Here is a 13434-nt window from a genome sequence, read left to right on the forward strand (position 1 = left end):
TTTTCATACAGGGCGCGCATTGTAGCACAGCCCCGTAAGCCCTTCATCTTTCACGTGGCCGACGTATCAGCGGCCTGCAAGAAGGCGATCGCCTGCTTCAGATCGCGGGTACGCGGCGTAGGCGGCAGGCTATTGAGGAACACCTCGCCATAAGGGCGCATCACCAGACGGTTATCGCAGATCACCAGCACGCCGCGATCGTCGGTATCGCGGATCAAACGGCCCACCCCCTGTTTCAGGGTGATGACCGCATCCGGCAACTGCACGTCATTGAACGGATCGCCGCCGCGCAGGCGACAATCTTCAATGCGCGCCTTCAGCAGCGGATCGTCCGGTGAGGTAAACGGCAGCTTATCGATGATCACGCACGACAGCGCATCGCCACGCACGTCCACCCCTTCCCAGAAGCTGCTGGTCGCCACCAACAGCGCGTTACCGGCGGCGACGAACTGTGCCAACAGCTGCCCTTTGCTGGTTTCCCCTTGCAATAAGACCGGCAGCGTCATCGTGGCACGGAACTCTTCCGCCAGCTCGCGCATCATCTGGTGCGATGTGCACAAGAAGAAGCAGCGGCCGTTGTTGGCTTCGATTAATGGGCGCAGCATGCGCGCCAGCTGGCGCGCCCCGCCGGGCTGATTCGGCGAAGGCAAAAAGCGCGGCACGCACAGCAACGCCTGTTTGGCATAGTCGAACGGGCTCGGCAACAGCAGCGTTTTGGCCTTGGTCAGCCCCAGCCGTTCGGTGAAGTGACCCAACTGATCGTTGACCGACAGCGTGGCCGAGGTAAAGATCCAGCTGCCCGGCTTCTCGTCCAGCATTTCGCGGAAACGATCGGCCACCGTCAGCGGCGTCAGCGCCAACACGAAGTGGCGCGAATTGCACTCATACCAATAGCTGTAGCCCGGTTCCGTCACCGCCTTGAGGCGTTTGAGACGCGCGCGGTACAGCGTGGCGCGCTCAAAGGCGGCGTCCAGCAACGCCGAACGCCCCAGCGACAGTTTCATGACGTCATAACACAGCTCCAGCGCGTCATCGAGCAGCAACAAAGCGCGCTGCACGTTCGGTTCGCCGAGCACATCCCGCAGGTTGCCGCGAAAACCCGGCTCCCCCAGATTCAGACGGAAATCTTGCGTGCTCAGGCTGAGACGGTCGGCGCTTTTTTGCAGTTGGGCGGCATCGCGCACCTCGGTGCGGTAGGCGATGGTGATGTCCTTCGCCAGATCCAGCAGTTGGCGGCTGGTGAGCTGCTGGCCGAAATACTGGCTGGCGATGTCGGGAATTTGGTGCGCCTCATCGAAAATCATCACCTCGGCTTCCGGGATCAGCTCGGCGAAGCCGCCCTCTTTCACCACCATATCCGCCAGGAACAGGTGATGGTTCACCACCACCACATCCGCATCCATCGCGCGGCGGCGCGCTTTGACCACGAAGCAATCCTGATACAGCGGGCAGTCGCTGCCGAGACAGTTGTCATTGGTGCTGGTCACCAATGGCCAGACGAAGCTGTCTTCCGCCACTTCGCTGCAGGTGCTGATATCACCCTCTTTGGTCTGCGACGACCACTTGCGCAGTTGCACCAGATCGATCAACGTCTGCCCCGCCAGCTCCCCGCCGGCCATCGACTGTTGCTCAAGACGCTCCAGACACAGGTAGTTGGAGCGCCCCTTCAGCAGCGCCAGCTTGCCTTTGTACTTCAGCGCCTTGGCGACGGTGGGCAGATCGCGCGCATACAGCTGATCCTGCAGCGCTTTCGAACCGGTGGAGATGATCACTTTGCGATCGGCACGCAGCGCCGGCGCCAGATAAGCGAAGGTTTTGCCGGTGCCGGTGCCGGCTTCCACCACCAGTTCCTGCTTGAAATTGATCGCTTCGGTAACGGCTTGCGCCATCTGCCGCTGCGGCTCACGCGGTTTGAATCCCTTGATAGCCTGCGCCAATGCGCCGTCTGTTGCAAAATCGTCTGTCACGCTGTCTCTCTGCCGGTGTCATTCAGCGGTGATTATGCCAAGCCTGCCGCCCGGCTACCACCCACTTTATCGCCGCGCTTTTTCATCACCGGCTGTGCTACCCTTAGCGGGACTATGATATGGAGATAAGCAAATGAATATCGAAAGAATTGATCCCGATCAGCGCTGGTCCGAAGCCGTGGTGCACAACGAGACCGTTTACTACACCAGCGTGCCGGAGAATCTGGACGATGACGCGACCGCGCAGACCGCCAACGCCCTTGCCGCCATCGACGTGCTGCTGGAACGTGTAGGGTCGGACAAAAGCCGTATTCTGGATGCCACCATCTTCCTGGCCAATACCGCCGACTTCGCCGCGATGAACGCCGCCTGGGACGCCTGGGTCGTCGCCGGCAGCGCGCCGGTGCGCTGCACCGTGCAGGCTCAGCTGATGAATCCGAAGTACAAGGTGGAAATCAAAATCATCGCCGCGCTGTAAGCCACGCGCAGACGAAAAAAAACCGCAGACGGCAACGCCTGCGGTTTTTTATTGCCCGCTATCAGGACAGTTTGAGGATCACCATCCCCGTCAACAGCAGCGCCAGGCCAATCCAGCCTTTGGCGTTCAACCGCTGGCCGAACATGATCCAGCCTGCGGCGATGGTGGCGGCGATGCCGAAACCGCCCCACAACGCGTAAGCGATTGACAGATCGATGCCCTTAACCGCCTGCGCCAGGGCGCTGAACGCACCGAGTACCGACAGCAGCGACAGCAATCCCAGCCAAATTTTACGGAAACCGTCCGACATCTTCAGGAAGATGTTGGCGATGATTTCCAGCACGATGGCCAATCCCAGGAACCCAATGTGGTACAACTCAAACTGTTGCATGGTTGTCACCTCGCGGGCTGACCTGTTTTCGCTCTTTGCGGGTACCGGATTTCACCAACATGATACCGGCGATCAGCGTAGCCAGACCCAGTACCTTCAGCGCCGAAATGGGCTCGTCGAACCACAGCACGCTGAACAGGGTAATGAACAGAATGCCGATACCTTCCCACAGCGCATAAGCCACGCCCAACGCCACGCGTTTTACCGCTACTGACAGCAACACATAAGACGCGGTGATCATCACGTACATCACGATATGCCCGATCATGCCGCCATTGACGCTGGCGTATTTCATCGACAAGGTGCCGATGATTTCGGTCATGATGGCCAAACCTAAAAAGATCCAATAAATCATAATTTTTCTCCCAAACGGCGAATAACGCGCGCCAAGGCATATTTATCCCGATTTATCTCGTCGAACGGCCGCAGTACGGCGCGCAAGACGCAGAGATCCCTGGGGATAAACTGACCCAAACGCAAAAAGAATGTTTGCCCGGCTGAACGGTAGAGCGAAGGCGTAAGCCCGCTACCAGCACCGGTTAAGGGAGAAAGACGCTATAGCTCGCTGCACCAGTGATGCTCACTGGCAAGGATCGCAGACAGGAAGAGTTGGCACGTAGAGGTTCTGAGGGTAGTTCCGTTAATAGTCATCATAATAGTTCTCTATTATCAGCCGCACACCGTGCGATTTGCCCAATATCCTCATAAAAGTAAAATTTTCAACTGAGATATTTTTACCACAGCCAAAATAAGAAAGCAAACTGCCGTTTTCATAAAAAAGCAGAAAAAAACGGGTTAAAAATAAGAAAGTTAATCGCGATAAAAATTAAAAAAGGCCCAACGGAGCGTTGAGCCTTGCGATATCCGCGGGTGAGCAAATAAGCGCCAACCCCAGGCCTGGCGCGGGTTACAACGCGGCGCCGCTGACGGCGCTGCGCGCCAGTTCAGTGATGCGCGCGTAGTCGCCGCTTTCGAGCGCATCGGCCGGCACCAGCCAGGAGCCGCCGATGCACAGCACGCTTTTTAGCGCCAGATAATCGCGGTAATTGTTCGGCGTAATGCCGCCGGTCGGGCAAAAGCGCACCTGCGGGAACGGGCCACCGATCGCCTGCAGCGCCTTCACGCCGCCGTTGGCTTCCGCCGGGAAGAATTTGAATTCGCGCAGGCCGTAATCCATGCCCAGCATCAGTTCAGAGACGGTGCTGATGCCCGGGATCAACGGGATTGACCCCGCCGTCGCCGCCTGCAGCAAAGCGTCGGTCAGCCCTGGGCTGATGGCGAACTGCGCCCCGGCCTCGGTCACCTCCCGCAGCTGCTGTGGATTGATCACCGTACCGGCGCCGATGATCGCCTCCGGCACCTCTTTGGCGATAGCGCGAATAGCCTCCAGCGCACAGGCAGTGCGCAGCGTCACCTCCAGTACCCGCACGCCGCCGGCAACCAACGCTTTCGCCAGCGGCACCGCCTGTTCCAGCGTGTTGATCACGATAACAGGCACCACCGGCCCCGCCGTCAGGATCTGTTCAGCGCTGGTTTTCCAGTTTTTCATCATTCTTTCTCCATTACTCGCGGTTAACAATGGCACGCCCCTGCCACAGGGCTCCGCGCAAACGCGCGAACGTCCGGCCGTACCGTAAGTGATGTGGCCCACGCGCAGATCGCAGGCAAAAAAAAGCCGGCAGACGGGCTGCCGGCATTGCGCATTACTCGAACTCGTTCCAGGAACGGCCGTCGCGGGTGATCATCGCCACCGAGGCCACCGGCCCCCAGGTGCCCGCCTGATAAGGCTTAGGCGCTTCGTTGTCGGCTTTCCACGCGTCCATGATGGAGTCGACCCACTTCCAGGCCTCTTCCACTTCGTCACGGCGCACGAACAGCGCCTGAATGCCCCGCATGGTCTCCAGCAGCAGGCGCTCGTAGGCGTCCGCCACGTGCTCCTGGTTGAAGGTTTCCGAGAAACTCAGATCCAGCTTGGTAGTCTGCAGGCGGTGCTTGTGATCCAGCCCCGGCACCTTGTTCAACACCTGAATCTCGATGCCTTCGTCCGGTTGCAAACGAATGGTCAGCTTGTTTTGCGGCAGCTGCTGATAAGAGTCGCTGAACAGGTTAAGCGGCGGATTCTTGAAGTACACCACCACTTCCGAGCATTTGGTCGGCAGACGTTTACCGGTACGCAGATAGAACGGCACCCCGGCCCACTGCCAGTTGTCGATGTCCACGCGGATGGAAACGAAGGTCTCGGTGCTGCTGCTCTTGTTCGCCCCTTCTTCTTCCAGATACCCCGGCACTTTCTTACCCTGAACGAAACCGGCGGTGTACTGACCGCGCACGGTGGTTTCCCGTACATTGGTCTGATCGATGCGGCGCAGCGAACGCAGCACCTTCACCTTCTCGTCGCGGATGCGGTCGGTGGTCAGATCCGCCGGCGGCGACATGGCGATCATGGTCAGGATCTGCAGCAGGTGGTTCTGGATCATGTCGCGCATCTGGCCGGCCTGATCGAAGTAGCCCCAGCGCCCTTCGATGCCCACCTCTTCCGCCACGGTGATCTGCACCGAATCGATGGTGCGGTTGTCCCAGTTGGACGCGAACAGCGAGTTGGCGAAACGCAGCGCCAACAGGTTCAACACCGTCTCTTTGCCGAGGTAGTGGTCGATGCGGTAGACCTGGGACTCGTTGAAGAACTCCGCCACCTGATCGTTGATCACGCGGGAGGACGCCAGATCGGTGCCCAACGGTTTCTCCATCACCACGCGCGCCGGCTCATGGTTCAGCTTGGCTTCGCCCAACCCTTTGCAGATGGCGCCGAAGGTGCTTGGCGGCATGGCGAAGTAGTTGATGGTGGTGCGATGCTTCTGATCCAGCATTTTACCGAGTTTGGTAAAGTTCTTGCTGTCGTTGACGTCCAGATTGCAGAAGTCCAGGCGCGCGCTCAGCGTGGCCCAGAGTTCGTCATCCAGCTTTTCCTTCATGAAGGTGCCAAGCGCTTCCTTGACCACTTCGGTATAGGCTTTTTTATCCCACTCCGCGCGGCCGACGCCGATGATCCGCGTATCCGGGTGGATGTGTCCGGCTTTCTCTAACTGGTACAGGGAAGGCAGCAGCTTACGGCGCGCCAAATCACCTTTCGCGCCGAAAATAACCAGGTCACACGCCTGGGCTGTAGAGGTTACCGCCATGTTCATCTCCTCGTTGCAGGATATTTGTAATTTTCTTACATTACTAATGTACTCTGTTTGACTACGGCCAGCAAACCCGGCGCAGAAGCAGAAAAAAGACGTTAAGATCTCAGTGGTAGCGCCACTGCGCGCCGGCGCCCTCACAGGCGGGCAAAACTGTAATTTTTCGTCTTTTTTGACGCTCTGTTACCATTATGAAAGTTAGACACAGGTCATATTCTGGTGAAAAAAGCCTGCATACGCCCTGTCGAGACTGCCAACGGTTACCAGCACGTAGTATATTTTCACTAAACCGGCATTGATTTCTCCTTTGTTTGCAATCGACATACCCTATCGATTTCAGGTTACAGCCGCTCGTTTGGCGTCTGCTTGCACGGCGAACACGGGCGAAATTCGGCGCTGTTGCTTGAAAGCCACAGGGATAAAACCATGAGTGACTCTCGTTATATGAATACGCTGGACAAAATCCAGAGCCATCTGGAGCTCCTGAGCAAATCTGAAAGGAAAGTCGCCGAGGTGATCCTGGCCTCCCCGCAGACCGCCATTCACTCCAGCATCGCCACGCTGGCGCGCATGGCCGACGTCAGCGAACCCACCGTCAACCGTTTTTGCCGTCGCCTTGATACCAAAGGCTTTCCCGACTTCAAACTGCATCTCGCCCAAAGCCTGGCTAACGGCACGCCCTACGTGAACCGCAACGTCGAGGAGGATGACAGCGTCGATTCCTACACCAGCAAGATCTTCGAATCGGTGATGGCCAGCCTGGATACAGTAAAGGCAAATTTGGATATTGCCGCAATCAATCGTGCGGTTGACCTGCTCACCCAGGCAAAAAAGATCTCTTTCTTCGGTCTGGGCGCCTCCGCCGCCGTGGCCCACGACGCGATGAACAAATTTTTCCGCTTCAATATTCCGGTGGTCTACTTCGATGACATCGTCATGCAGCGCATGAGCTGCATGAACTCCGGCGAGGGCGACGTGGTGGTGTTGATCTCTCACACCGGCCGCACCAAGAACCTGGTGGAAATGGCCCACCTGGCGCGAGAAAACGACGCCACGGTACTGGCTATCACCTCGCGCGACACCCCGCTCGCCCAGGCGGCGACCCTCGCGTTGCTGCTCGACGTGCCTGAAGACACCGACGTTTACATGCCGATGGTGTCGCGGATCGCGCAATTAACGCTCATTGACGTGCTCGCCACCGGATTTACCTTGCGCAGAGGGGCTAAATTCAGAGATAACTTGAAGCGGGTCAAAGAAGCGCTCAAAGAATCGCGCTTTGATAAAGGCGTAGTCATTCCCAACAGTTTTGACTCGTAACCCGACGAAGAAAAAAGTCGCCGTTCAACAGACATTTGAATGGCGACATCAGAGGCTGTACCCTGTTAATACGCTCATGCGGGTAACCCGGGTGAAATATCAGTGTTGTAAAATTACATTTCACGCCTGGTTTCGTTATCCGACGTTATCGCAACACCAATATTTGCTTCACCAGTCAACGGAGTAATACATGTCCAGACGGCTCAGAAGAACCAAAATCGTTACCACCCTGGGTCCGGCTACAGACCGCGACAATAATCTGGAAAAGATCATTGCCGCCGGCGCCAACGTAGTTCGGCTTAACTTCTCCCACGGCAGCCCGGAAGATCACCAGGCTCGCGCAGACAAAGTTCGCGAAATCGCTGCCAAACTGGGACGTCACGTCGCTATCCTTGGCGATCTGCAAGGGCCGAAAATCCGCGTTTCCACCTTCAAGGAAGGCAAAATCTTCCTCAACGTGGGCGATAAATTCCTGCTGGACGCCAACCTGTCAAAAGGCGAAGGCGATAAAGAAAAAGTCGGTATCGACTATAAAGGCCTGCCTGCCGACGTCGTGCCGGGCGACGTCTTGCTGCTCGACGACGGCCGCGTTCAGCTGAAAGTGCTCGAAGTTCAGGGCATGAAAGTGTTTACCGAAGTCACCGTTGGCGGCCCGTTGTCCAACAACAAGGGCATCAACAAACTCGGCGGCGGCCTGTCGGCCGAAGCGCTGACCGAAAAAGACAAGGCGGACATCGTCACCGCCGCCAAGATCGGCGTCGACTACCTGGCGGTCTCCTTCCCGCGCACCGGTGAAGACCTGAACTATGCTCGCCGCCTGGCGCGCGACGCAGGCTGCAACGCCAAGATCGTGTCCAAGGTTGAGCGCGCCGAAGCGGTCTGCAGCGACGAAGCGATGGACGACATCATTCTTGCCTCCGACGTGGTGATGGTCGCCCGCGGCGATCTGGGCGTCGAAATCGGCGATCCGGAACTGGTCGGGATCCAGAAGAAACTGATCCGCCGCGCCCGTACTCTGAACCGCGCGGTGATCACCGCGACTCAGATGATGGAGTCGATGATCACCAACCCGATGCCGACCCGCGCCGAAGTCATGGACGTGGCCAACGCCGTGCTGGACGGCACCGACGCCGTCATGCTGTCGGCGGAAACCGCTGCCGGCCAATACCCGGCGGAAACCGTGGCGGCGATGGCGCGCGTTTGTCTGGGCGCCGAGAAGATCCCGAGCATCAACGTTTCCAAACATCGTCTGGACGTGCAGTTCGACAATATCGAAGAGGCGATCGCCATGTCTTCGATGTATGCGGCCAACCACCTGAAAGGCGTCACCGCGCTGATCGCCATGACCGAGTCCGGCCGCACCGCGCTGATGATGTCACGCATCAGCTCCGGCCTGCCGATCTTCGCCATGTCGCGGCATGAGCACACGCTTAACCTGACCGCGCTGTATCGCGGCGTGACGCCGGTGTATTTCGACAGCCACAAAGACGGCGTCATCGCCGCCAACGAAGCCGTCAATCGCCTGCGCGACAAAGGCTTCCTGGTCTCCGGCGATCTGGTGATCGTCACCCAGGGCGACGTGATGGAAACCGTCGGCACCACCAATACCAGCCGTATCCTGCGCGTCGAGTAATTCACGCCGCAGACGAAATGCCGGCCGGCTCACCTAGGCCGGCATTTTTTTTGCTCTGACACTGCCATTACGACGGAGAACGCCATGCTCCACCAGCACAATCCCGCCTCGACCTGTGATGAGCTCGAGCTCGATGGACGCGGCCTGACGCAGCTCGACGAATCGCTGTTTGCCGGCCACGCGCTGCGCAAGGTCAGCCTGTACAACAATCAGCTGACGGCCTTCCCTACTCCCCTATTCCGGCACCAGAATCTGCGGGTGCTGAACATCTCTTGCAATCAGCTCGACCGTCTGCCGCCGGAGATTGGTCAGTTGCAACAGCTCGAGATGTTCGATTTTGGTCACAACCGCGCGAGCGAACTGCCTGAAACATTGGGGCGACTGCACCGGCTGAAATACCTCTACCTGAGCGATAACGGCTTTAGCGACCTGCCACGTGCGCTGGCGCAACTGCAGCAGTTGGTTTACCTCAACGCGACCGATAACCAGCTGACCGCCTTGCCGCAGGCAATACCGAGGCTGGCGGCGTTGCAGGAGCTGCGTTTATACAACAATCGCATCCGCAGCCTGCCCGGCGAAATCGGGCAACTGCGCGCGCTGCGCGAGTTGCATATCATGAAAAATGCCCTGACCACGCTGCCGGCGGAAATGGCTCTGCTCGGCGAGCTTGAAATACTCGATGCGGCCAACAATGCCATCACCGAACTGCCGGCAGCCTTCTGCCGCCTGCCGCGATTGAGCGAGCTGAACCTGCGTTTTAATCAACTGACGCGCCTGCCGGAAAATATCGGTGAGCTCACGGCGCTGAGAAGTCTGGATCTGCGCGCCAACCGCCTGAGCGATCTGCCGGAAAGCCTCGGTGAACTGAGCCGGCTGCGCAAGCTGGATCTACGCTGGAATGATTTCACCCACACGCCCAACGTCATTGAGATCCTGCGGGCGCGCGGCTGTATGGTGCACATCTGAAGTGACGCCGGCCAGGGTGTGGCCCGACCGGCGTTAGCGGTAGATAGGATTAACGATACAGATCATCGCGCGAGTAGGGTTCAATCTCCCCTTCCTTGCGCGTCTTCAACAGTTTGAGGATCCAGGTGTACTGCTCCGGATTCGGGCCCACCAGATTCTCCACCTCTTCGTTCATGCGGCGGGCAATGCGCGGATCGTCCGCTTCGGCCAGATCGTCCATCGGCTCGCGAATATAAATATCCAGCATGCTGGTTTTGCCGTCATACACCGGGAACAACGGCACGATCGCCGCACGACACACTTTCATCAACCGCCCGACCGCCGGCAACGTCGCCTTATAGGTGGCGAAGAAGTCGACAAACTCACTGTGCTCAGCGCCGTGATCCTGATCGGGCAGATAGTAACCCCAATATCCCTGGCGAACCGAACTGATAAACGGTTTGATGCCGTCATTGCGCGCGTGCATGCGGCCGCCGAATTTACGACGCACGGCATTCCACAGGTAGTCGATCAGCTGATTGCGCTGATTGTGGAACATCGCCGCCATCGGTTGACCGCGCGCGGCCATCAACATCGCCGGCACATCCACCGCCCAGCCATGTGGCACCAGGAAAATCACGTTGCGCCCTTCCGCGCGGATCTTGTCCAACACCTCTTCACCGTGCCAACGCACGCGCTGGAGCACTTTTTCCGGTTTGGTGCAGGCCAGTTCCGCCATCAGCACCATCGACTGCGGCGCACAGGCGAACATCTGGTCGATAATGTGCTCACGCTCGCTTTCCGGCAATTCCGGCAAGCAATACAGCAGGTTGATGCGGGCACGACGACGCGCCCCTTTCGCCAGCTTGCCGGCCAGTGTGCCGATCGCCCCTAGCACCGGATCGCGCAGGCGCGCAGGCACCAGCGAAACGCCGGCCATCAGGCCGGTTCCCAGCCACACGCCCCAGTAGCGCGGGTATAAAAAGGCTTTTTGAAACTGCGGGATGAACTCTACGTTCGATTTCTTCTCGTTTTGCATGCACATGCTCTTCGCTTAGCAATTCGGCTAATCATAATTGCCATCACCAATTTTGCAATTAACAACCGCGAACCGCCCAGATAAAACAGCATCGGCCCGCAATCAGGCCGATGAAATTAACGGCGCCGGAGCGCCGGAATAAGGGGGACGTTAATCTAGTTGCAGCTGAGGAACCACTTCCTTCACCTGCGCCAGATAATCGCTGCGGTCTTTGCCGCTCAGGCCTTCGGAACGCGGCAGCTTGGCCGTCAGCGGGTTCACCGCCTGTTGACCGGTCCACAGTTCAAAGTGCAGATGTGGCCCGGTGGAACGGCCGGTGTTGCCGGAGAGCGCTATGCGATCGCCACGCTTCACCTTCTGGCCCGGTTTCACCAGCAGCTTTTTCAGGTGCATGTAGCGCGTGGTGTATTGGCGGCCGTGGCGGATCGCCACATAGTTGCCCGCTGCGCCGCTGCGCTTGGCGATCACTACCTCGCCGTCGCCGACCGCCAGCACCGGCGTGCCGACCGGCATGGCAAAATCGACGCCTTTGTGCGGCGCCACGCGGCCGGTCACCGGGTTCACCCGGCGCGGGTTGAAGTTGGAGGAGATGCGGAACTGTTTCATGGTTGGGAAACGCATGAAGCCGCGTGCCAGGCCCGAGCCTTGGCGGTCGTAGAACTTGCCGTCCTCGGCGCGGATCGCATAGTAATCTTTGCCGCCCGTGCGCAGACGCACGCCCAACAGTTGGCTTTGCGATTTCTTGCCGTCGAAATGTTCGCGCGACATCAGCACGGAGAACTGATCGCCCTTGCGCAGTTTGCGGAAATCGAGCTGCCATTGCAGCGCCTTGATCACCGCATTGATTTCGTTACGGCTCAACCCGGCGTCGCCGGCGCTGCTGACGAAGCTGCCGTTAACGCGGCCGCTGATCACGTTGTTGCGCCATTCGCCCTGCTGCGCCTCTTTCGACTCTTTGAAGCTGTTGCCGACGCGATCGTAGGTGCGGGTTTCGCGACGAGAAACTTCCCAGGTCAACTGCTGCAGATCGCCCGCTTCGTTCACGGTCCACGACAGCTGTTGGCCGATCTTCAGGTTGCGCAGATCGCGGTTTTGCGAAGCCAGCAGCGTGACATCCGACATATCGATGCCGTACTGCGTCAGAATGCTGCCGAGGGTATCGCCGGTGGAAACCACATATTCATGCACGCCATCATCGCCGGCATCCTTCTGGTCCAGCTCATCCTGCGGGATTTCGTCATCGGGGGTGGGTTGGTCGGCATCTATCGGTTCACTGGCTTCGGGGAGCAATGACCGCAACTGGCTGGATTCTAACTCGACGCTCTTGGCGATGGGATTGTGTTCTGGGTGGTAAACAAAAGGCCGCCAAACAGCGACGGCCAATGTGACGACTGTCAGCGACCCCAGCATGACGCGGTGGGGCCGTGGCAGGTTGTTATACGCCAGAGCGATAGTTCGGACTATCTGCTGCACTCGATATTATCCTCATAAGCTTACTTCAGGCAGCTCACGTACTGGCTTGACAACTGTGTCAGGAATTTCCCGTAGCTGTCCTTCCCCAGCGCGATGCCGATGCCCAGCGGGTCCAGCGTTCCGGAACGCACAGTGGTACCCTTGGCGACGGCATTGATTACGGCCGGCCTGAATTGTGGCTCAGCAAAAACGCATACCGCTTTCTGCTCAACCAACTGTGTTCGAATTTGGTGTAGGCGCTGTGCTCCAGGCTGAATTTCGGGATTGACGGTAAAATGGCCCAGCGGACTCAAACCGTAGTGTTTCTCAAAGTAGCCGTAAGCATCATGAAAAACAAAATAACCCTTACCTTGCACAGGCGTAAGCATGTTACCAACATTTTTGTCAGTTTGCGTCAGCAGATTCTCGAACTGGCGCAGGTTTGCGTCTAATTTGTCCTTATTTTGCGGCATAAGTTCCAACAATCTGTCGTGAATCGCGATCGCGGTCACTTTTGCCACCTCCGGCGACAGCCAAACGTGCATATTGTACTCGCCGTGATGATGCCCATGATCGTCATCAGCATGGTTATGCGCCTCGCCTGCATGATCATGATCGTCGTCATCTTCGCCTTTCATCAGCAGTGGCTTCACCGCGGGCAGTTCGCTGATGGCGAGTTTGCGGGTTGCCGAGATAGGCACCAGCGCCTTGGTCAGGAACGCTTCCATATCCGGTCCGACCCACAGCACCAGGTCGGCAGAACGCAAACGCTGAATATCGGAAGGCCGCAGCGCGAAGTCGTGCGGCGAAGCGCCATCCGGCAGCAGCACCTCGGTCGGCGTCACGCCGTCGGCGATAGCCGAAGCGATAAAGCCCAGCGGACGAATCGTCGTCACCACCGCCGCGGAAGCGCTGCTCAGCGGGCCGGCCATCACGAGTGCGCTGGCCAGCAGCGTGCGCTGCAGCCATTTATTTTTCTGTGCCATCATCAGTAATCCCATCGTTTTCATCAACAAGGCGTGATATTATA

The 13434-nt window shown here is 58.3% G+C and carries 12 protein-coding genes; 4 read left to right on the forward strand and 8 right to left on the reverse strand.

Annotated features, from left to right (window positions below; genetic code table 11):
• Positions 1-50: 50 nt before the first annotated feature.
• Positions 51-1967 (reverse strand): ATP-dependent DNA helicase, encoded by a 1917-nt coding sequence (locus ACMGG9_RS13000; protein ID WP_004932318.1) that lies wholly within the window; start codon positions 1965-1967, stop codon positions 51-53.
• Between the two features lie 133 nt (positions 1968-2100).
• Between ACMGG9_RS13000 and ACMGG9_RS13005 the strand changes: the two genes are divergently transcribed.
• The gene (locus ACMGG9_RS13005) at positions 2101-2445 is read left to right on the forward strand and encodes a RidA family protein (protein ID WP_004932322.1); all 345 of its coding nucleotides are present in this window, start codon (positions 2101-2103) and stop codon (positions 2443-2445) included.
• 61 nt (positions 2446-2506) lie between these two features.
• Here ACMGG9_RS13005 and mdtI read toward each other — a convergent pair whose 3' ends face one another.
• From mdtI to zwf, 4 genes are all read right to left on the reverse strand, one after another.
• Positions 2507-2836, reverse strand: coding sequence for a multidrug/spermidine efflux SMR transporter subunit MdtI (gene mdtI / locus ACMGG9_RS13010; RefSeq protein ID WP_016927446.1), 330 nt, complete (start codon positions 2834-2836; stop codon positions 2507-2509).
• Positions 2823-3191 (reverse strand): multidrug/spermidine efflux SMR transporter subunit MdtJ, encoded by a 369-nt coding sequence (mdtJ, locus tag ACMGG9_RS13015; RefSeq protein ID WP_004932327.1) that lies wholly within the window; start codon positions 3189-3191, stop codon positions 2823-2825. Before mdtJ ends, mdtI begins: the two co-directional genes overlap by 14 nt.
• 552 nt (positions 3192-3743) lie before the next feature.
• The gene (locus ACMGG9_RS13020; protein WP_046896732.1) at positions 3744-4385 is read right to left on the reverse strand and encodes a bifunctional 4-hydroxy-2-oxoglutarate aldolase/2-dehydro-3-deoxy-phosphogluconate aldolase; all 642 of its coding nucleotides are present in this window, start codon (positions 4383-4385) and stop codon (positions 3744-3746) included.
• Positions 4386-4539: 154 nt separating this feature from the next.
• A complete protein-coding gene (gene zwf / locus ACMGG9_RS13025; RefSeq protein WP_033643346.1) occupies positions 4540-6015 on the reverse strand; it encodes a glucose-6-phosphate dehydrogenase in 1476 nt (491 codons plus the stop codon).
• A gap of 447 nt (positions 6016-6462) precedes the next feature.
• Between zwf and ACMGG9_RS13030 the strand changes: the two genes are divergently transcribed.
• The 3 genes from ACMGG9_RS13030 (at position 6463) to ACMGG9_RS13040 (ending at position 9934) form a co-directional block, all read left to right on the forward strand.
• Positions 6463-7335, forward strand: a complete 873-nt coding sequence (locus ACMGG9_RS13030; RefSeq protein WP_033643347.1) for a MurR/RpiR family transcriptional regulator — start codon at positions 6463-6465, stop codon at positions 7333-7335.
• 190 nt (positions 7336-7525) lie between these two features.
• Positions 7526-8968 (forward strand): pyruvate kinase, encoded by a 1443-nt coding sequence (gene pyk / locus ACMGG9_RS13035; RefSeq protein WP_019452801.1) that lies wholly within the window; start codon positions 7526-7528, stop codon positions 8966-8968.
• Positions 8969-9052: 84 nt separating this feature from the next.
• Positions 9053-9934 (forward strand): leucine-rich repeat domain-containing protein, encoded by an 882-nt coding sequence (locus tag ACMGG9_RS13040; protein ID WP_033650949.1) that lies wholly within the window; start codon positions 9053-9055, stop codon positions 9932-9934.
• Positions 9935-9983: 49 nt separating this feature from the next.
• Here ACMGG9_RS13040 and lpxM read toward each other — a convergent pair whose 3' ends face one another.
• The 3 genes from lpxM to znuA all read right to left on the reverse strand — a co-directional run bounded on the left by lpxM (position 9984) and on the right by znuA (position 13390).
• Entirely contained in the window at positions 9984-10952 is a 969-nt protein-coding gene (gene lpxM / locus ACMGG9_RS13045) for a lauroyl-Kdo(2)-lipid IV(A) myristoyltransferase (protein WP_033650990.1), read from the reverse strand.
• A 150-nt stretch (positions 10953-11102) separates the two neighbouring features.
• Complete coding sequence (gene mepM / locus ACMGG9_RS13050) at positions 11103-12425, reverse strand: murein DD-endopeptidase MepM (protein ID WP_033643350.1); 1323 nt, start codon at positions 12423-12425, stop codon at positions 11103-11105.
• Positions 12426-12445: 20 nt separating this feature from the next.
• Complete coding sequence (gene znuA, locus ACMGG9_RS13055; protein WP_033644289.1) at positions 12446-13390, reverse strand: zinc ABC transporter substrate-binding protein ZnuA; 945 nt, start codon at positions 13388-13390, stop codon at positions 12446-12448.
• Positions 13391-13434: the final 44 nt, after the last annotated feature.

The sequence above is a fragment of the Serratia sp. BNK-10 genome, from assembly GCF_047456065.1.
GTDB classification, from domain to species: Bacteria; Pseudomonadota; Gammaproteobacteria; order Enterobacterales; family Enterobacteriaceae; genus Serratia; species Serratia ureilytica.

Coding starts and splice junctions, on each gene's coding strand:
- ACMGG9_RS13040 (WP_033650949.1), top strand. CDS start 9,053: ATGCTCCACCAGCACAATCCCGCCTCGACCTGTGATGAGCTCGAGCTC.
- znuA (WP_033644289.1), bottom strand. CDS start 13,390: ATGGCACAGAAAAATAAATGGCTGCAGCGCACGCTGCTGGCCAGCGCA.
- pyk (WP_019452801.1), top strand. CDS start 7,526: ATGTCCAGACGGCTCAGAAGAACCAAAATCGTTACCACCCTGGGTCCG.
- mdtJ (WP_004932327.1), bottom strand. CDS start 3,191: ATGATTTATTGGATCTTTTTAGGTTTGGCCATCATGACCGAAATCATC.
- ACMGG9_RS13005 (WP_004932322.1), top strand. CDS start 2,101: ATGAATATCGAAAGAATTGATCCCGATCAGCGCTGGTCCGAAGCCGTG.
- ACMGG9_RS13030 (WP_033643347.1), top strand. CDS start 6,463: ATGAATACGCTGGACAAAATCCAGAGCCATCTGGAGCTCCTGAGCAAA.
- ACMGG9_RS13020 (WP_046896732.1), bottom strand. CDS start 4,385: ATGAAAAACTGGAAAACCAGCGCTGAACAGATCCTGACGGCGGGGCCG.
- mdtI (WP_016927446.1), bottom strand. CDS start 2,836: ATGCAACAGTTTGAGTTGTACCACATTGGGTTCCTGGGATTGGCCATC.
- lpxM (WP_033650990.1), bottom strand. CDS start 10,952: ATGCAAAACGAGAAGAAATCGAACGTAGAGTTCATCCCGCAGTTTCAA.
- zwf (WP_033643346.1), bottom strand. CDS start 6,015: ATGGCGGTAACCTCTACAGCCCAGGCGTGTGACCTGGTTATTTTCGGC.